The following is a 17,155-nucleotide window of genomic DNA, read 5'->3' on the forward strand; positions in this document are numbered from 1 at the left end:
CATTCGCGAGCAAGCCCGCTCCCACAGAAGATGGTGTGGTAACTAAAGGGTCTGCAAGGTCTCCAACAACACCCTGACCTTGGTAATCGACTCCTGATACTCCGCCTGCCAATCCGAGTCCGCGACAATCCCGCCGCCGCCCCAGCAGCACACTTGCCCGTCCTTGACCAACAGGCTGCGGATGGCGATGGAGCTGTCCATTTCCCCGCGCACGTCCAGATAGAGCAACGAGCCGCAATACAGTCCGCGGCGGGTCGGTTCGAGCTCGTCGATGATCTGCATGGCACGGATTTTCGGCGCGCCGGTGATCGAGCCACCGGGAAAACTGCCGGCGATCAGGTCCAGGGCGTCCTTTTCGGCGGCCAGTTCACCGGTCACGCTGCTGACCAGATGGTGCACGTTCGGGTAGCTTTCCAGGCTGAACAATTCCGGCACGCGCACCGAACCGACACGGCAGGTGCGGCCAAGGTCGTTGCGCAACAGGTCGACGATCATCAGGTTTTCCGCGCGATCCTTGGGGCTGGCCAGCAGCTCGGCGGCGTGGGCCGCATCTTCGCCGGGCGTCGCGCCGCGAGGCCGGGTGCCCTTGATCGGTCGGGTTTCGACATGGCCTTCGCTGACCCTGACGAAACGTTCGGGTGACAGGCTCAGGACGGCGCCGCCCTCCGGCAGGCTCTGGAACCCGGAAAACGGCGTCGGGCAAGCCGTCCGCAGCGCCTGGTACGCGATCCAGGCATCGCCATCGCAGGGGGCGCGAAAGCGCTGGGCGAAGTTGACCTGGTAGCAGTCTCCGGCCTGGATATACGCCTGGATACGCTCGAATGCCTGCCGATAGTCTTCTGCACTCAGGTCGGGTGCCATGGGCCCGTCAAGGCTGAAGGCGCCGGCGAGGGCCGTGGTCGGCCGGCTGAAAAGTTCGACCAGCCGCTGGCGCTCGCTTTCGACGCAATGTGGATGGAACACCAACTGACTGGTACCGGCCTGGTGATCGCTGACCAGCGCCCAGTCGTACACGCCAAAACGCGCATCGGGCAGTTGCAGATCATCGTTGGCGTGGGACGGCAGGGCTTCGAGGTGTCGGCCGAAGTCGTAGCTCAGGTAGCCGATCAGGCCGCCGGCGAAGGGTAATTGCACTGTGTCTGGCAGGACTGCGGGCCCCAGTTGCGTCAGTTGAGTGCGCAAGCGTTGCAGGAAAGCGACGCCGCTTTCGTCCGGCAACACTGCCAGCTGCTCCAGGGGCCAGGCGCTGAGAAGGTCGTAGCGACCGCGCTCGGCGCTTGGCCGGCCGCTGTCGAGCAGCACGCTACCGGGGGCATGACGGATCGCCGCAAAGTATTCGGCGGGGTTGGCATGGTAGGGCAGCGGGTGTACGGAGCAGGTTGGCATGGGCGGGGGTGGGTCAGCCGTTCAGGCGGGGGAGCGATTGTAATCCCTCTGTAGGATTTGCTCCTAGAGGGATGTCGGAGATGAGCACATCCGTGGCTATCGAAGCTATCTGGGTATGAACACTTTGTGGCTACCCGAGTGATCTGGATATGAACACCTTTGTGGCGAGGGAGATCCCGCCGCGTCTTCGACGCTGCGCTGTCGCGCAGCAAACAGTTCATCGTAAATTGGAAGAACGCGCGCGGGGCAAAGGCCGTAACCAGCACTGGTGTGTCAGCACCCGAGAGGGAGAGTGACCTGCACGGTATCGGCGTGGAGTCGTTGATGGCACGGCCAGGCCGTGACCTCGTATAAGAGAGTGAATCCTTTCGCCACCGTGTACCCCGCGCGCGTCATTCAATCCTGCGAGGAATTGCCATGGCGCGCAAGAACCAAAAGCGTTTTGAGATTATTCATCACCACTGTGCCGGTATTGACGTGGGAAGCCGTGAGCATTGGGTCGCTGTAAACCCAGAGCAGTACGATCCTGCTGTCCGTCAATTCTCCACGTTTACCGACGATTTGATCGCACTGGCCGACTGGCTCCAGTCGTTGAACATCAGTGTCGTGGCCATGGAGGCGACGGGCGTTTACTGGATTCCGCTTTTCGAAGTGCTGGATGCGCGTGGCTTTGAGGTTTATCTGGTTAACTCACGTGCTACGCGGCAGACCTCTGGGCGCAAATCCGATGTGCTTGATTGCCAGTGGATCTGGCAACTCATGACGCACGGCCTGCTCAGCGGCGCTTTTCGCCCTTCTGATGAGATCTGTTCGATGCGTTCGTTGGTCCGCCAGCGCGCCAATAAAGTCTGCGACCAAGCCAAGTCGATCAATCGTATGCAGAAGGCCTTGAGTCAGATGAACATCCAGTTGGCCCAGGTTATCAGTGACATCACCGGGGTGACGGGTTTGAAGATCTTGCGGGCTATCGTCCAAGGCGAGCGTTCCCCTGAAAAGCTTTCAGCCTTGCGCGACGGACGGATCAAGGCCGATCAGGAAACCATCGCTCGCAGCTTGCATGGCAACTGGCGGGCAGAGCATCTACATGCGCTAGGCCAGGAGCTGGCGTGCCATGACTTCTTGGAAAAGCAGATCGCTGAATGCGATCAAGCCATTGCCCAGGCGCTAGCGCGACTTCCAGTTCTTCAGCCGGAGACAGGACTGCCTTGCAAGCCCTTGCGCAGTGCACATCGCTCAGCCGATCAACAACTGGCGCTACACCAGGCACTGATCAAGGTCATGGGCGTGGATTTAACGGCCATTCCCACCATCGGTATTGATATTGCGTTGGTACTCGCCAGCGAACTGGGGCCGGACTTATCACGTTTCCCGACCTCGCAGCACTTAAGCTCTTGGCTTGGTCTGGCCCCTCCCACGCGAATATCAGGAGGCAAACCGCTTCCTGGTAAAGCGCCTAAAATCATCAATCGAGCCGCCCAAGCCCTCAAGCAAGCGGCCTCCAACGCACGGCAGGATAAAAGTTTTTATTGGCGCCAGCCACCGTGCCCGCCTGACGCGGATGGACACTAGTTGCGCGATCAAGGCGACGGCTCATCAACTGGCGCGATTGATTTACGCCATGCTCACCAAAGGCCAACCCTACGTTGAGAAAGGGATAGAAGAGTTTGAGGAGAAAAGCCGGGGACGCCAACTGCGGGCTCTGGAGCGCAAAGCCCGAAAGTTGGGTATGCAATTAGTTAAGGCTGCATGATTTTTAGAAGCAAAAACAATGGGTTGTATTTTGTTTGATAAGAGCTTGCTCCCGCTGGGTTGCGAAGCAACCCCCAGGGCAGTTGAATGCAATCAACCTGATGCACCGAGGTGTTGGGCTTTGGGGTTGCTGCGCAACCCAGCGGGAGCAAGCTCCCTCGCCACAGGGTTTCACACTTGCGCCTTCAAACCTCGGCCTCAACCCTCAACCGGCGGAATATGCCCAAACAACGCCTGGGCAAACGCCACGCGTTCTTCCACGGTTTCGATAACGCCCCGGGCCTGGAGGTCTTCCAAGCGGGCTTCCACTGCGTGGGTGCGCAGGGTCAGGCCGCAGTCGTTGGCGATCTGGATGTTCAGCCCCGGCCGGGCGTTCAGTTCCAGGATCAACGGCCCTTTCTCCTGGTCCAGCACCATGTCGACGCCGATGTAGCCCAGCCCGCACAGTTCATAGCAACCGGCGGCCAGTTTCATGAAACCGTCCCAGTAGGGCAGTTGCACGCCGTCCACCGCGTTGGTGGTGTCGGGGTGTTTGGTGATGATGTTGTTCAGCCAGGTGCCGCGCAGGGTCAGCCCCGTGGCGAGGTCGACGCCCACGCCGATGGCGCCCTGGTGCAGGTTGGCCTTGCCGCCGGACTGGCGGGTCGGCAACCGCAGCATCGCCATCACCGGATAGCCCATCAGCACGATGATGCGGATGTCCGGCACGCCTTCGTAGCTGATGCTCTTGAAGATCTGGTCTGGCGTCACGCGATATTCGATCAGCGCCCGGTCACGGTGGCCGCCCAGGGAGTAAAGGCCGGTGAGGATGCTGGAGACATGGTGCTCGATTTCCTCATGGCTGATGATCTTGCCGGACACCGTGCGATAGCGGCCCTCGAAACGGTCGGCGATGACGATGATGCCGTCGCCGCCGGCGCCCTGGGCCGGCTTGATCACGAAGTCGGTGCGCCCGCCGATGATCTCGTCGAGCTTGTCGATTTCCTTTTCGGTGGAGATCACCCCGTACAGTTCCGGCACATGAATGCCGGCGGCGATCGCCCGTTCCTTGGTGATGATCTTGTCATCGACGATGGGGTACAGGCTGCGCTTGTTGTACTTGAGCACGTAATCGGCATTACGCCGGTTGATGCCCATGATGCCCCGGGCTTCCAGGGCCTTCCAGGTTTTCCAGAAGCCGAACATTACGAATCAGCCTTGAGGAAGGCTTTGAACCGCACCAGCTCGGTCAGGCGGTAGCCGCGATAACGACCCATGGCCAGCATGAAACCCACCAGGATCAGCAGGATCGCCGGGAAGGTGAACACAAAGTACACCAGCTCCGGCACGCTCATGATCAGGTGTGCCAGGGACGCGGCGAACAAGGTGCCGATGGCGACCTTCATCGCATGGCCGGCGCCGCGTTCTTCCCAAGTGATGGACAACCGCTCGATGGTCATCGTCAGGATCACCATCGGGAACAGCGCCACGGACAAGCCGCGCTCCAGGCCCAGCTTGTGGCTGAACAGACTGATGGCGGCGATCAGCACCACCACGAATGTCAGCACCACTGAAAGCCTCGGCAGCATCTGCAACTTGAGGTGTTCCAGGTACGAGCGCAGCGACAGGCCCAGCGTCGTGATCACCGAGAACAGGATAATCCCGAAGCCCAGCTGGGTTTCGCGGAAGGCGAGGGCGATCAGTACCGGGGTGAACGTTCCCAAGGTCTGCAGGCCGATCAGGTTGCGCAGCACCAGGATTACCAGCACGCCAATCGGGATCATTACCATGATCATGAAGGTCTGCTGGGTTTGCAGCGGCAGGCCGTAAAGCGAGTATTCGAGGAAGTTGGCGTCGGTGTTTTCGTCCGTCAGCTTGGCCAGGCGAATGGCGTTCATTTCGCTGTTGTTCATGCTGAAGGTCACGGTGGCTTTCTTGCCGCCATCGACGGTGATCAGGTTTTCGTCGCCGGTCCACCACAGCAGGCGGTCGGTGGGCAGGCCCTGTTCGCCGGTGTCGGGGTTGAAATACAGCCAGTCGGTGCCGTTGAAACTGCGCAGCCACAGTTCAGGCACCTGCGGTTGATCGGCCACCAGACGGATGGTGTGGACCTTTTCCACCGGCACGTGAGCGATGGACAGTACCAGTTCGACGATCCGGGCCTTGTTGGCTGAAGCGGGGTCGCCGGCCAGCAGCAACTTGACGTTGTCGTCGTTGAGGTTATTGACCCGCTTGATGGCTTCGCTGATGAACGTCTCGACGTCGGCCGAGTGCTGGCGAATCGGCGCGAGCAGGGCTTCGGCGGCGAGCTTCTCCGGGCCTTCGACGGCAATGCTGTCGCGGAAAGTCGGGCCCTTGACCTTGGTTTTTTCGGCGCTGTAGCGCTTGGTCAACACCAGGCGGTAATAAAGGGTCTGGTTGCCCTTGGCGCGACGGGCCGACCACGTCACCTTGCGGTTGCCGTCGACCCGGTTCACCGCCACGCCGTAATTATTGGAAATGAAACTCTCGTTGAGGCTCACATAATCGCGGCTCAGGGGCGGCACGAACATCTGGATCTTCACCGGATCCTTGGCATTGGGCATGAACTCGACCTTAGCGTCGATGTTCCACAAGTCGTCGGTGGCGTCTTCGGTTACCGGGATGCCGAGCACGAAAATCTGATAGGCCGTCACCGACAGGCCCAGCACCACCAGGATGGCGATCAGCATTTTCAAATGGAGGGTCAGGGAGCGCATTGGAATTACTCTGCGGTTTGAGCGGCATTGGCGCAGGCGGGTTTGCCAGCAGCGTATTTAAGACTGGGATCGACCAGTGCGTCGAAGCGCTTGAGCGCCTCGGAACCGATCAGCAACGGGTATTGGAAGGCGCTACGGTCGGTCAGGTTCACTTCGATGCTGCGCAGGGCCGAGCCCATGCAGATGTCCAGTTCGATGACCGGTCGGGCTGTGTATTTCTTGCCTTCTTCCGGGTCGTAGTCACCGGCGCGGCGCTTGATCTTGCTGACTCGGGCCAGCGGACGTTCGATGGGGTGCGAGTGGGCCGCGTCGATGGCCAAGTAGAAGCGCACCCAGGATTCGCCATTGCGCTTGAAGCGCTTGATGTCGCGGGCACTGAGGGACGCGGTCTTGGCGCCGGTGTCCAGCTTGGCCGCGACCTCCAGGTCGATGCCTTGCAGGGCGGCGTATTCATTGAGGCCATACACGGTTTTTTCACCCGCCGCGGCAAGCCCCGGCAGGCACATGAAATAGAGAGCGGCAGATAAGGGCTTGAGTGTCATAGATCCTGGTGCGCAGCGTTCCGTTTATCGGTTCAGGCCCTGGCATTACTGCACAAGCTCCTTCGTAGCCTTCCCTTATATAGAAGGGAGCGGCAAACAGCGGCGCATTCTAGCACGGTGGTTTTCTGACGCCACCGCCGGCCGGAGGCTGCAACCCCCCCGATCAACGAGTTATGGTGCAGGCGCTTATTAGACGATTGTCGACAATATGTATTTTTGCTTTGACGTTTACCTGGTTTATGGTTAGTTTTTGCCATATTGATTTTCAAGGTGTCGACAATATGCTCGATCAGCTCGAAACCCCGGTGATGGTGCAGGACGACTCGGAGACCCTTTCCGAGAACGTCTTCCGGCGTATCCAGGCCGCCATCGTCAAAGGCGAGATCGCCCCGGGCAGCAAGATTTCCGAGCCTGAGTTGGCGCGCACCTATGGCATCAGCCGTGGTCCGTTGCGCGAAGCGATCCATCGTCTGGAGGGCCAGCGCCTGTTGGTGCGCATTCCCCATGTCGGTGCCCGGGTGGTGTCGCTGAGCCACGCCGAGCTGCTGGAACTCTACGAGATCCGTGAGTCCCTCGAAGGCATGGCCTGCCGCCTGGCAGCCGAACGCATGTCCCTGGAAGAAATCGACGAACTGCGCCGAGTCCTGGAAACCCACGAACGTGATGCAGCGTTTCAGGCCGGTGTCGGTTATTACCAGCAGGAAGGCGACTTCGACTTCCATTACCGGATCATCCAGGGCAGCGGCAACCGCACCCTGACGCAAATGCTTTGCGGCGAGCTCTACCAACTGGTGCGCATGTACCGCATCCAGTTTTCCACCACCCCCAACCGTCCGCGCCAGGCGTTTGCCGAGCACCACCGGATTCTCGACGCCATTGCCGACCGTGACGGTGAATTGGCCGAATTATTGATGCGCCGGCATATCGGCGCGTCCAAACGCAACATCGCGCGTCATTTCCAGGACAGCGCCGCCACTGAACGAGGTGAGTCATGAGTTCCAGCCAAAGCACGCCAGGCCAGCGTTTCCGCGATGCGGTCGCCAATGAGCATCCGCTGCAAGTGGTGGGGGCGATCAACGCCAACCACGCGCTGCTGGCCAAACGCGCCGGTTTCAAGGCGATCTACCTGTCGGGCGGCGGCGTGGCGGCCGGTTCCCTCGGCGTGCCGGACCTGGGCATTACCGGCCTGGATGATGTACTGACCGATGTGCGCCGAATCACCGATGTCTGTGACCTGCCGCTGTTGGTGGACGTGGATACCGGTTTTGGTTCCTCGGCGTTCAACGTGGCGCGCACGGTCAAGTCGATGATCAAGTTCGGCGCGGCGGCCATTCATATCGAAGACCAGGTCGGCGCCAAGCGCTGCGGCCATCGTCCGAACAAGGAGATCGTCTCGCAGCAGGAAATGGTCGACCGCATCAAGGCCGCGGTCGATGCACGCACCGACGACAGTTTTGTGATCATGGCCCGTACCGATGCCCTGGCCGTGGAGGGACTGGAATCGGCCCTGGACCGCGCAGCCGCCTGCATCGAGGCCGGTGCCGACATGATTTTCCCGGAAGCCATCACTGAACTGGAGATGTACAAGCTGTTCGCCAGTCGCGTGAAGGCACCGATCCTGGCCAACATCACCGAATTCGGCGCGACGCCGCTGTACACCACCGAGCAGCTTGCCGGTGCCGATGTGTCGCTGGTGTTGTACCCATTGTCGGCCTTCCGCGCCATGAACAAGGCCGCCGAGAACGTCTACACCGCGATCCGTCGCGATGGTACGCAACAGAATGTCGTCGATACCATGCAGACCCGCATGGAGCTTTACGATCGCATCGACTACCACACCTTCGAGCAGAAGCTCGATGCGTTGTTCGCTGCGAAGAAGTAAGGCGCGTTCATTCTATAAATTGCCGATTCCCTACAAATTCAAAAAGATTGGAGACAGCAAATGGCCGAAGCAAAAGTACTCAGTGGCGCCGGGCTCCGTGGCCAGGTGGCCGGGCAAACCGCCTTGTCCACCGTAGGCCAGTCGGGTGCCGGCCTGACCTACCGTGGCTATGACGTTCGCGACCTGGCGGCCGATGCGCAATTCGAAGAAGTGGCCTACCTGCTGCTGTACGGCGAGCTGCCGACCCAGGCGCAGTTGGACGCCTATATCCATAAGTTGCGTCAATTGCGGGATTTGCCCCAGGCCTTGAAAGAAGTGCTGGAGCGCATTCCCGCCGACGCCCATCCGATGGATGTGATGCGCACCGGCTGTTCGTTCCTGGGCAACCTGGAGCCGGAGAACGACTTTACCGAACAACACGACAAGACCGATCGCCTGCTGGCCGCGTTCCCCGCGATCATGTGCTACTGGTACCGGTTCAGCCATGAAGGCCTGCGCATCGAATGCGTGACCGACGAAGCGTCCATCGGCGGACATTTCCTGCACCTGCTGCACGGCAAGAAGCCGAGCGAACTGCACGTTAAGGTGATGAACGTGTCGCTGATCCTTTACGCCGAGCACGAATTCAACGCCTCGACCTTCACCGCCCGGGTCTGCGCCTCTACCTTGTCGGACCTGTTCTCCTGCATCACCGCGGCCATCGGTTCGCTGCGCGGCCCGCTGCACGGTGGCGCCAACGAAGCGGCGATGGAAATGATCGAGCGCTTCAGTTCACCGCAGGACGCCATCGAAGGCACCCTCGGCATGCTGGCGCGCAAGGACAAGATCATGGGCTTCGGCCATGCGATCTATAAGGACAACGATCCACGCAACGAGGTGATCAAGGGCTGGTCGAGAAAACTCGCCGATGAAGTGGGCGACACCGTGCTGTTCCCGGTTTCCGAAGCCATCGACAAGACCATGTGGGAGCAGAAGAAGCTGTTCCCCAACGCCGACTTCTACCATGCCTCGGCGTACCACTTCATGGGCATCCCGACCAAGCTGTTCACGCCGATCTTCGTCTGCTCGCGCCTGACCGGCTGGGCTGCCCACGTGTTCGAACAACGCGCCAACAACCGCATCATCCGACCGAGCGCCGAATACACCGGCGTCGAACAGCGCAAGTTCGTGCCAATCGAACAACGCTGAGCTGGAGGGACGCTGACTCTGCAACTGAAGAAATCTACCACCCCTTGTGGGAGCGGGCTTGCTCGCGAATGCGAACTGACATCCAACATTGATGCCGACTGATACACCGCCTTCGCGAGCAAGCCCGCTCCCACAGTGGACCGAGTTCCACTTCAGCGGCTGCGCCAGCCCCTTCTGAAACCACCGTGACCCGAGTCCTGACGATGAACACAGAATTTCGCAAACCGCTGCCCGGCACTTCGCTGGATTATTTCGATGTTCGAGGGGCCGTGGATGCCATCCGCCCCGGCGCCTATGGCAGCCTGCCGTACACCTCCCGCGTGCTGGCCGAAAACCTGGTGCGTCGCTGCGACCCGGCCACGCTGCGCGAGTCGCTGCTGCAGTTGATCGAACGCAAGCGCGACCTGGATTTCCCCTGGTTCCCGGCCCGAGTGGTGTGCCACGACATTCTCGGCCAGACCGCCCTGGTGGACCTGGCCGGCCTGCGTGATGCCATCGCCTTGCAGGGTGGCGATCCGGCGCAGGTCAATCCGGTGGTGCCGACCCAACTGATCGTCGATCACTCCCTGGCGGTGGAAAGCGGCGGTGCCGACCCGCAGGCGTTCGCCAAGAACCGCGCCATCGAAGACCGACGCAACGAAGACCGCTTTCATTTCATCAACTGGACCAAGAAAGCCTTCAAGAACGTCGATGTGATTCCGCCGGGCAACGGGATCATGCACCAGATCAACCTGGAAAAAATGTCCCCGGTGATCCAGCAGCGTGACGGCGTGGCATTCCCCGATACCTGCGTGGGCACTGACAGCCATACGCCCCACGTCGATGCCTTGGGTGTGATCGCCATTGGTGTCGGTGGCCTGGAAGCCGAAAGCGTCATGCTCGGTCGCGCCTCGTGGATGCGCCTGCCGGAAATCATTGGCGTCGAGTTGACTGGCCAGCTGCAGCCGGGCATTACCGCCACCGATATGGTACTGGCGCTGACCGAGTTCCTGCGTAAACAAAAAGTCGTCGGTGCCTGGCTGGAGTTTTTTGGCGAGGGCGCCAGTGCGCTGACCCTGGGCGACCGTGCGACCATTTCCAACATGGCCCCGGAATACGGCGCCACGGCGGCCATGTTTCATATCGATCAACAGACCATCGATTACCTCAAGCTCACCGGCCGCGAAGACGAACAAGTGCAGTTGGTGGAAACCTATGCCAAGCATGTTGGCCTGTGGGCCGATAGCCTCAAGAGCGCGCAATATGAGCGCGGCCTGACCTTCGACCTGTCGTCGGTGGTGCGCAACATGGCCGGCCCGAGCAATCCGCACGCCCGTGTCGCGGTGTCGGATCTGGCCGCCAAAGGCATCTCCGGCCAGTGGGACGATGTGCCAGGCCAGATGCCTGACGGCGCGGTGATCATCGCTGCCATCACCAGTTGCACCAACACCAGTAACCCGCGCAACGTGATCGCCGCCGGCCTGCTGGCGCGTAACGCCAATCGTCTGGGTCTGGCCCGCAAGCCATGGGTCAAATCGTCCCTGGCGCCGGGTTCGAAAACCGTGGCGTTGTACCTGGATGAAGCAGGCCTGACGTCCGAGCTTGAGAAGCTGGGCTTCGGCGTGGTGGCATTTGCCTGCACCACCTGCAATGGCATGTCCGGTGCGCTGGATCCGGTGATCCAACAGGAAATCATCGACCGCGACCTGTACGCCACCGCCGTGCTGTCGGGCAACCGCAACTTCGACGGACGCATCCACCCGTACGCCAAGCAGGCGTTCCTCGCATCGCCGCCGCTGGTGGTGGCCTACGCCATCGCCGGGACCATCCGCTTCGACATCGAGAAGGATGTGCTCGGCGTGGTGGACGGCCGGGAGATTCGCCTCAAGGACATCTGGCCGAGCGACGAAGAAATCAATGCGGTGGTCAAGGCTTCGGTGAAGCCGGAACAGTTCCGCCAGGTGTACATCCCGATGTTCGCTATCCAGGAAGACACCGGGCCGAAAGTTACGCCGCTCTACGACTGGCGTCCGCAAAGCACCTATATCCGTCGTCCGCCGTATTGGGAAGGCGCCCTGGCCGGTGCGCGGCCGCTCAAGGGCATGCGCCCGCTGGCGGTGCTGCCGGACAACATCACTACCGATCATTTGTCGCCGTCCAATGCCATCATGCTGGACAGTGCCGCCGGCGAATACCTGGCGAAAATGGGCCTGCCGGAGGAGGACTTCAATTCCTATGCGACCCACCGTGGTGACCACCTGACGGCGCAGCGCGCAACGTTCGCCAACCCGAAACTGTTCAACGAAATGGTCCAGGAAGACGGCAAGGTCAAGCAGGGATCCCTGGCCCGGGTCGAGCCGGAAGGCAAGGTCATGCGCATGTGGGAAGCCATCGAGACCTACATGGAGCGCAAGCAACCGCTGATCATCATTGCCGGTGCCGACTATGGCCAGGGTTCGTCCCGTGACTGGGCGGCCAAAGGCGTGCGCCTGGCCGGTGTCGAGGCCATCGCTGCCGAAGGTTTCGAGCGCATTCACCGCACCAACCTGGTGGGCATGGGCGTGTTGCCGCTGGAGTTCAAGCCCGGTACCGATCGCAAGACCCTGGGCATCGATGGCAGTGAAGTCTATGACGTGATTGGCGAGCGCACCCCGCGTGCCACGCTGACCCTGGTCATCACCCGCAAGAACGGCGAGCGCGTCGAGGTGCCGGTGACCTGCCGCCTCGATACCGCTGAAGAAGTGTCGATCTACGAGGCTGGTGGCGTGCTGCAACGCTTCGCCCAGGACTTCCTCGAATCGGCGGTTGCCGTATAAATCTGCTGGCCGGGCAAAGGATGACGAGTCCTTTGCCCGTCCGTTTCAAGGAGTAAGAGCAACATGGCTCACGCCCCCCAAATCAGAATCCCAGCGACCTACATGCGTGGCGGCACCAGCAAAGGCGTGTTTTTCAGCCTTCAGGACCTGCCGCAAGCGGCTCGCGTTCCAGGCGTCGCCCGGGATGCCTTGCTGCTGCGGGTGATCGGCAGTCCGGACCCCTACGAGAAACAGATCGACGGCATGGGCGGTGCGACGTCCAGCACCAGCAAGACCGTGATCCTGGCCAAGAGCACCCGGGCCGACCACGATGTCGACTACCTGTTCGGCCAGGTGTCCATCGACAAACCGTTCGTGGATTGGAGCGGCAACTGCGGCAACCTGTCGGCGGCGGTCGGTTCATTCGCCATCAGCAGCGGCTTGGTGGAGGCCAGTCGTATTCCGAACAACGGTGTGGCCGTCGTGCGGATCTGGCAGGCCAACATCGGCAAGACCATCATCGCCCACGTACCGATTACCGACGGCGCGGTGCAGGAAACCGGTGACTTCGAACTCGACGGCGTGACGTTTCCGGCAGCCGAAGTGCAATTGGAATTCATGGACCCGGCAGCGGAAGAAGAGGGCGCTGGCGGCTCGATGTTTCCTACCGGCAACTTGGTGGACGACCTTGAAGTGCCAGGTGTTGGCACCTTCAAGGCAACCCTGATCAACGCAGGGATCCCGACGATTTTCATCAATGCCCGGGACGTTGGTTACACCGGCACCGAGCTGCAGGGTGCGATCAACGGCGATCCCAAGGCGCTGTCCATGTTCGAAACCATTCGCGCCTATGGTGCCTTGCGCATGGGCTTGATCAAACACCTGGACGAAGCCGCCCAACGCCAGCACACGCCAAAAGTGGCGTTTGTCGCACCGCCGGCGGATTACGTTTCATCCAGCGGCAAAGCCGTTGCAGCGGGGGACGTCGACTTGCTGGTACGTGCATTGTCGATGGGCAAGCTGCATCACGCCATGATGGGCACGGCAGCGGTTGCCATCGGCACGGCCGCGGCGATTTCCGGCACCCTGGTGAACCTGGCGGCAGGCGGCACCGAACGCAGCGCCGTGCGCTTCGGCCACCCGTCCGGCACCCTGCGCGTGGGTGCCGAAGCCACTCAGGTCAACGGCGAATGGACCGTGAAAAAGCCATCATGAGCCGCAGCGCGCGGGTGTTGATGGAAGGGTTTGTGCGGGTACCGGGAGATATGTTTTAACGCAATATTCCAGGAGCAACACAAAACCTGTGGGAGCGAGCTTGCTCGCGAAAGCGGTGCGTCAGTCAACATCAATGTTGAATGTGCTGGCCTCTTCGCGAGCAAGCTCGCTCCCACAGGGTTATTGCCTGTCTGCAATCAGTTCTTCGTCAACGCCGCGACCACCAGCCCCACGTTGCTTTCCAGTTCCGCTACCGGATCGGCGGCGTCGGTGCTCAGCACCAGCAATCGGCTGCCGCCCTCGGTAATGGCTGTCTTCAGCTCATCCGAGGGTTGACGATGATGCAGCACCAGCGCCACGTCATTGTTCTTCAGCGTTGCAGTCAGTTGCTTAAGGCTTTCGGCGGTCCATTCGGCATCGGGCCGGGTATCGGTGCTGATTCCGTCAAGGTTGAGCCCGCTGATCAGATAACCGAAATGTTCGCTCAGGCTGACCACGCTCAGGTTATTGGCACCGGCGAGACTTTTTTCGCTACCGGCGCTGAGTTTGAGCAGGCGTTGCTTGAGGGTTGCCAGGTTGGCGTCGATCTTCGGTTTGGCCGTCGGCGCCAGGCGCACCAGGTCGGCGGCGATCACGTCGGCCATCCGACCGAGGTTATGGCTGGCCATCCAAGGCTGGCTTGCCAAGCCGTCGGTCATGCCCGGTTGTACGGCAATACCGGGCAGGGCGCCGTCCACCGGGCGGGCGGCGTCGATTTCGACGATACGGATGTTGCTGCGCCGGGCCATGGGATACAGCGGATCGTCCGGCCACAGCGAGCGCAGGCCGATGACCCCGTCGGCCTCGCTGGCGAGTTCGCTCAGGGCCGCGGCGCCACGGCCGCTGAAATAGGCGCTCTGGCGAGTGCCAGGCAGATTGGCAGGCGCAGCCCTTTCCAGCTTGATGTCGGTGTCTTTGAGCAAGGCCTCGCCCAACCCATAGGTGACCGGCAGCGACGCCAGCAGATGCACCGGTTTGCTTTCGGCGGCGAATGAAGCGGTAGCGACCGCGCCGCAAAGGGTCACGGCCAAGGCCAGGTGTCGCAATGAAAAAACCATTTATCCAAGATTCCCTTTAAGGCTGGGGACAACGCCACGGGCGATGGCGCTCAAGGCGAACGCGATGCCGGCTACCAAAATGATGGCGGCACCGGACGGGATTGGCAGGTCGAACACAATCGGCGCGAGAATCCCGCACAAAGTGCTGACGGTGGCGATCAACACGGAACACCAGAAAAAACCTTTCAACGACTGGCTCAGCAAACGCGCCGCCGCCGCTGGGATCACCAATAGGGCGCCAACCAGAATGGCACCGATGACTTTCACCGCTGCCACGGTGATCAACGTCACCAGAACCACGAACAGATAATCCAGGGTCTTCACCGCCACCCCGCGCACCGCCGCCAGCTGCGGATTGAAGCTGGCGAGCATGATGCGGTTGTACAGCGGTAGCGCCAGGGCCATCACCAGCGAACCGACCACGGCCAACACCAGAAGATCATTGCCGTTGACCGTCAACACCGAGCCAAACAGCACGTTCTCCAGGATGTGTACATTGATCTTGCCCGCCAGGATCAACAGCAGGCTGGCGCCCAGGGCCAGGGACACCGACAGGAAGACGCCGATCAGTGTGTCTGGCGCCAGGCCGGTGCGGTTGTGCAGGTAATTGAGCAGGATGCCGAACAGCAGGCAATAACCGAACAGACTGCCGTAAGGCCCGGTATAGGGTTCGCCGAGCAGGATGCCGACTGCCACGCCGGTCAGCGCCGCATGGCCGACCGCCTCGGAGAAAAACGCGAAGCGCTTGACCACCACCAGCGTGCCGAGGCCACCCAGCACCGGGCCGATCAACAGTCCGGCCAGCAACGCGTTGACGACGAACCCGTATGCCAACGCCTCGGGCAAATAGCCGGATGATGCCCAGCCTTGGACCATCAAGCGAAAGGCTTCATAACTCATCAGACAGTGCTCCCATTCGTTCGCGGATGGGTGGAAAACAGCGTCAACAGACGTTCTGGCGTCAGGGTCTGGCGTGGCGGGCCGTCGAACAGCACCCGGCGATTCAGGCCGGTGACGCGGTCCGCCAGGCGCCCGACGGCCTCCAGGTCATGTTCGATCCACAACACGGTGATTCCGGCTTGGCGCCAGTCCTGCAGCAGCCGTTCGAATACTTGGATACCGGCCTCATCCAGGGCCGACATCGGCTCATCCAGTACCAACAGTTGCGGCGCAGGAATCAGCCCCTGGGCCAGCAGCACTCGCTGGCGCTCACCGCCGGACAGCGCGCCCATGCGTCGCTTGCGCTTGTCCTGCATGCCGACCCGCTCCAGGGCCTGGCCAATGGCGCCAGCGTAATGCTTGCTCAGGCCGAGAAAGGCCGGTCGCCGCTGACACATCGCCGCCATGAAATCATCCACCGTCATGGGCAGCCCCCGATCGAACTCCAGTGCCTGGGGTACGTAGCCGATGACGCCGGGTTCGCCCGGCCATTGCAGGCTCAAACGCCCCTGGTGCGGCATTTGCCCCAGCAAGGTCTTGATCAGCGAACTCTTGCCGCCGCCGTTGGGGCCGACCAGGGCATGGATACTGCCGGGCGCCACCTGAAAGGCCACGTGATCGAGAATAGTGGTGCGGCCCAGGTTCAGGCTGACCTCGGCGAACTCGATCAAGGGGCCGACGCGTTGCAGGGTGATGGGTTCCTGAACAGTCATGCGCCGGACTCCTGGATCGCCCTGACCACGGTATCGAGGTTGCCGGTCATTTCCTTTTCGTATTTCTCGGCACTGTAGTCGCCGTAGGAAATATGGGAGAGCGGGTAGAGCTTCACGCCCGATTCACGCTGGATGGTGTCGACGTAGGTGGAGGGAAAATCCATCTCCGAGAAGATCACTTTCACATCCAGTTCGCGCAGTTGGTCGATGGTTTTTTTCAACTGGCTGGGGCTCGGTTCGATGCCATGGGCCGGCTCGACCACGGCGGTCACTTCCAGGCCGAATTCGCGCAACAGGTAATCGTAGGCGGCGTGTACGGTGGCGACCCGCAACTCGGCGTTGGGTGCCTGGGTCAGCTTCGCCAGGGCGTCGGCACGCATCTGCCGCAGACGCTTGCCGTAGGCGCGTGCATTCTGGGTATAGACCTTGGCGTTGTCCGGGTCGAGCTTGCCCAATTCCCGGGCGATGCTATTGACCTGGGCGATCGAGGCGCTGATGGACAGGAAGGTGTGTGGGTTGACGACCTTGCCCGCGCCTCGGGCCGCCGTACCGGTGGCGGCCAGCAATGGCACGTTTTCGTTGGCCTCGATCACCTTCACGTTTGGTGTTTCGCTGGCGGCGATCATGCGGTCGGCAAAATCGTCGTGACCGACGCCATTGAGCACGATCACATCGAGGCCGCTGATGCGCTTGATGTCCTCGGCGCGAGGTTCATAGGCATGTGGATTGAACCCGGCCGGGATCAGCGGCACCACTTCGGCCTTGTCGCCGACAATGTTCGCCACGTAGCTGTAATACGGGTGCAAGGTGATGCCGATGCGCAGGCGCTTGGTTGTTTCGGCTCCGGCCTGGGCAGTGAACAGGCAGGCCAGCAGGCCGATCAGCAGCAGGCGCAGCGAGGGTCGGCGTAGAGGTGCAATAGGCATGGGCGAACATTCTTCTCTGGAATCAGG

General features: G+C 61.3%; 12 protein-coding genes and 2 pseudogenes. 6 read left to right on the forward strand and 8 right to left on the reverse strand.

From position 1 onward, the window contains the following. Window positions 1-42: 42 nt before the first annotated feature. Window positions 43-1,386, reverse strand: coding sequence for an aminodeoxychorismate synthase component I (gene pabB, locus PFLQ2_RS19630; RefSeq protein WP_003179564.1), 1,344 nt, complete (start codon window positions 1,384-1,386; stop codon window positions 43-45). A gap of 417 nt (window positions 1,387-1,803) precedes the next feature. Between pabB and PFLQ2_RS19625 the strand changes: the two are divergent. After that, window positions 1,804-3,136 (forward strand): annotated as a pseudogene (locus PFLQ2_RS19625) (IS110 family transposase). A 197-nt stretch (window positions 3,137-3,333) separates the two neighbouring features. Here the strand turns inward: PFLQ2_RS19625 and PFLQ2_RS19620 are convergent. From PFLQ2_RS19620 to PFLQ2_RS19610, 3 genes are read right to left on the reverse strand one after another with little or no spacing between them, the layout of a single operon-like run. Further along, window positions 3,334-4,320 carry an alpha-L-glutamate ligase-like protein gene (locus PFLQ2_RS19620; RefSeq protein ID WP_003179566.1) on the reverse strand — a complete coding sequence of 329 codons (987 nt, stop codon included), beginning with the start codon at window positions 4,318-4,320 and terminating at the stop codon, window positions 3,334-3,336. Further along, window positions 4,320-5,852 (reverse strand): inactive transglutaminase family protein, encoded by a 1,533-nt coding sequence (locus PFLQ2_RS19615; protein ID WP_003179567.1) that lies wholly within the window; start codon window positions 5,850-5,852, stop codon window positions 4,320-4,322. Before PFLQ2_RS19615 ends, PFLQ2_RS19620 begins: the two co-directional genes overlap by 1 nt. 5 nt (window positions 5,853-5,857) lie before the next feature. Next, window positions 5,858-6,394: an ATP-dependent zinc protease family protein gene (locus tag PFLQ2_RS19610; protein ID WP_003179569.1), complete on the reverse strand. Its 537-nt coding sequence runs from the start codon at window positions 6,392-6,394 to the stop codon at window positions 5,858-5,860. 281 nt (window positions 6,395-6,675) lie between these two features. Between PFLQ2_RS19610 and PFLQ2_RS19605 the strand changes: the two genes are divergently transcribed. The 5 genes and pseudogenes from PFLQ2_RS19605 (at window position 6,676) to prpF (ending at window position 13,512) form a co-directional block, all read left to right on the forward strand. Further along, the gene (locus PFLQ2_RS19605; protein ID WP_003179571.1) at window positions 6,676-7,389 is read left to right on the forward strand and encodes a GntR family transcriptional regulator; all 714 of its coding nucleotides are present in this window, start codon (window positions 6,676-6,678) and stop codon (window positions 7,387-7,389) included. Next, a complete protein-coding gene (gene prpB / locus PFLQ2_RS19600) occupies window positions 7,386-8,276 on the forward strand; it encodes a methylisocitrate lyase (RefSeq protein ID WP_003179574.1) in 891 nt (296 codons plus the stop codon). The genes PFLQ2_RS19605 and prpB overlap by 4 nt, the downstream gene beginning before the upstream one ends. Before the next feature lie 60 nt (window positions 8,277-8,336). After that, on the forward strand, window positions 8,337-9,464 hold the full coding sequence (gene prpC / locus PFLQ2_RS19595; protein ID WP_003179576.1) for a bifunctional 2-methylcitrate synthase/citrate synthase: 1,128 nt from the start codon (window positions 8,337-8,339) through the stop codon (window positions 9,462-9,464). Between the two features lie 203 nt (window positions 9,465-9,667). Then, window positions 9,668-12,259 carry a Fe/S-dependent 2-methylisocitrate dehydratase AcnD gene (acnD, locus tag PFLQ2_RS19590; protein ID WP_003179577.1) on the forward strand — a complete coding sequence of 864 codons (2,592 nt, stop codon included), beginning with the start codon at window positions 9,668-9,670 and terminating at the stop codon, window positions 12,257-12,259. Window positions 12,260-12,322: 63 nt separating this feature from the next. Next, window positions 12,323-13,512, forward strand: a pseudogene (gene prpF, locus PFLQ2_RS19585) (2-methylaconitate cis-trans isomerase PrpF). A gap of 138 nt (window positions 13,513-13,650) precedes the next feature. On the opposite strand, the gene PFLQ2_RS19580 reads toward prpF, so the two are convergent. Genes PFLQ2_RS19580 through PFLQ2_RS19565 form a run of 4 tightly spaced genes read right to left on the reverse strand, consistent with a single transcriptional unit; the run spans window position 13,651 to window position 17,128 of the window. Next, complete coding sequence (locus PFLQ2_RS19580) at window positions 13,651-14,550, reverse strand: metal ABC transporter solute-binding protein, Zn/Mn family (RefSeq protein WP_003179592.1); 900 nt, start codon at window positions 14,548-14,550, stop codon at window positions 13,651-13,653. Next, complete coding sequence (locus PFLQ2_RS19575; protein WP_003179593.1) at window positions 14,551-15,450, reverse strand: metal ABC transporter permease; 900 nt, start codon at window positions 15,448-15,450, stop codon at window positions 14,551-14,553. It lies immediately after the preceding gene. Beyond that, on the reverse strand, window positions 15,450-16,202 hold the full coding sequence (locus PFLQ2_RS19570; RefSeq protein ID WP_003179594.1) for a metal ABC transporter ATP-binding protein: 753 nt from the start codon (window positions 16,200-16,202) through the stop codon (window positions 15,450-15,452). Before PFLQ2_RS19570 ends, PFLQ2_RS19575 begins: the two co-directional genes overlap by 1 nt. Then, window positions 16,199-17,128: a metal ABC transporter solute-binding protein, Zn/Mn family gene (locus PFLQ2_RS19565; RefSeq protein ID WP_003179595.1), complete on the reverse strand. Its 930-nt coding sequence runs from the start codon at window positions 17,126-17,128 to the stop codon at window positions 16,199-16,201. The genes PFLQ2_RS19570 and PFLQ2_RS19565 overlap by 4 nt, the downstream gene beginning before the upstream one ends. Window positions 17,129-17,155 lie beyond the last annotated feature (27 nt).

Origin of the sequence: Pseudomonas fluorescens Q2-87, assembly GCF_000281895.1 — a bacterium.
GTDB classification, from domain to species: domain Bacteria; phylum Pseudomonadota; class Gammaproteobacteria; order Pseudomonadales; family Pseudomonadaceae; genus Aquipseudomonas; species Aquipseudomonas fluorescens_S.

Bases quoted from the DNA above. Each gene is read 5' to 3' on its own strand.
- PFLQ2_RS19605 (WP_003179571.1), top strand. From the start codon at position 6,676: ATGCTCGATCAGCTCGAAACCCCGGTGATGGTGCAGGACGACTCGGAG.
- PFLQ2_RS19575 (WP_003179593.1), bottom strand. From the start codon at position 15,450: ATGAGTTATGAAGCCTTTCGCTTGATGGTCCAAGGCTGGGCATCATCC.
- acnD (WP_003179577.1), top strand. From the start codon at position 9,668: ATGAACACAGAATTTCGCAAACCGCTGCCCGGCACTTCGCTGGATTAT.
- pabB (WP_003179564.1), bottom strand. From the start codon at position 1,386: ATGCCAACCTGCTCCGTACACCCGCTGCCCTACCATGCCAACCCCGCC.
- PFLQ2_RS19570 (WP_003179594.1), bottom strand. From the start codon at position 16,202: ATGACTGTTCAGGAACCCATCACCCTGCAACGCGTCGGCCCCTTGATC.
- prpC (WP_003179576.1), top strand. From the start codon at position 8,337: ATGGCCGAAGCAAAAGTACTCAGTGGCGCCGGGCTCCGTGGCCAGGTG.
- prpB (WP_003179574.1), top strand. From the start codon at position 7,386: ATGAGTTCCAGCCAAAGCACGCCAGGCCAGCGTTTCCGCGATGCGGTC.
- PFLQ2_RS19580 (WP_003179592.1), bottom strand. From the start codon at position 14,550: ATGGTTTTTTCATTGCGACACCTGGCCTTGGCCGTGACCCTTTGCGGC.
- PFLQ2_RS19615 (WP_003179567.1), bottom strand. From the start codon at position 5,852: ATGCGCTCCCTGACCCTCCATTTGAAAATGCTGATCGCCATCCTGGTG.
- PFLQ2_RS19610 (WP_003179569.1), bottom strand. From the start codon at position 6,394: ATGACACTCAAGCCCTTATCTGCCGCTCTCTATTTCATGTGCCTGCCG.
- PFLQ2_RS19565 (WP_003179595.1), bottom strand. From the start codon at position 17,128: ATGCCTATTGCACCTCTACGCCGACCCTCGCTGCGCCTGCTGCTGATC.
- PFLQ2_RS19620 (WP_003179566.1), bottom strand. From the start codon at position 4,320: ATGTTCGGCTTCTGGAAAACCTGGAAGGCCCTGGAAGCCCGGGGCATC.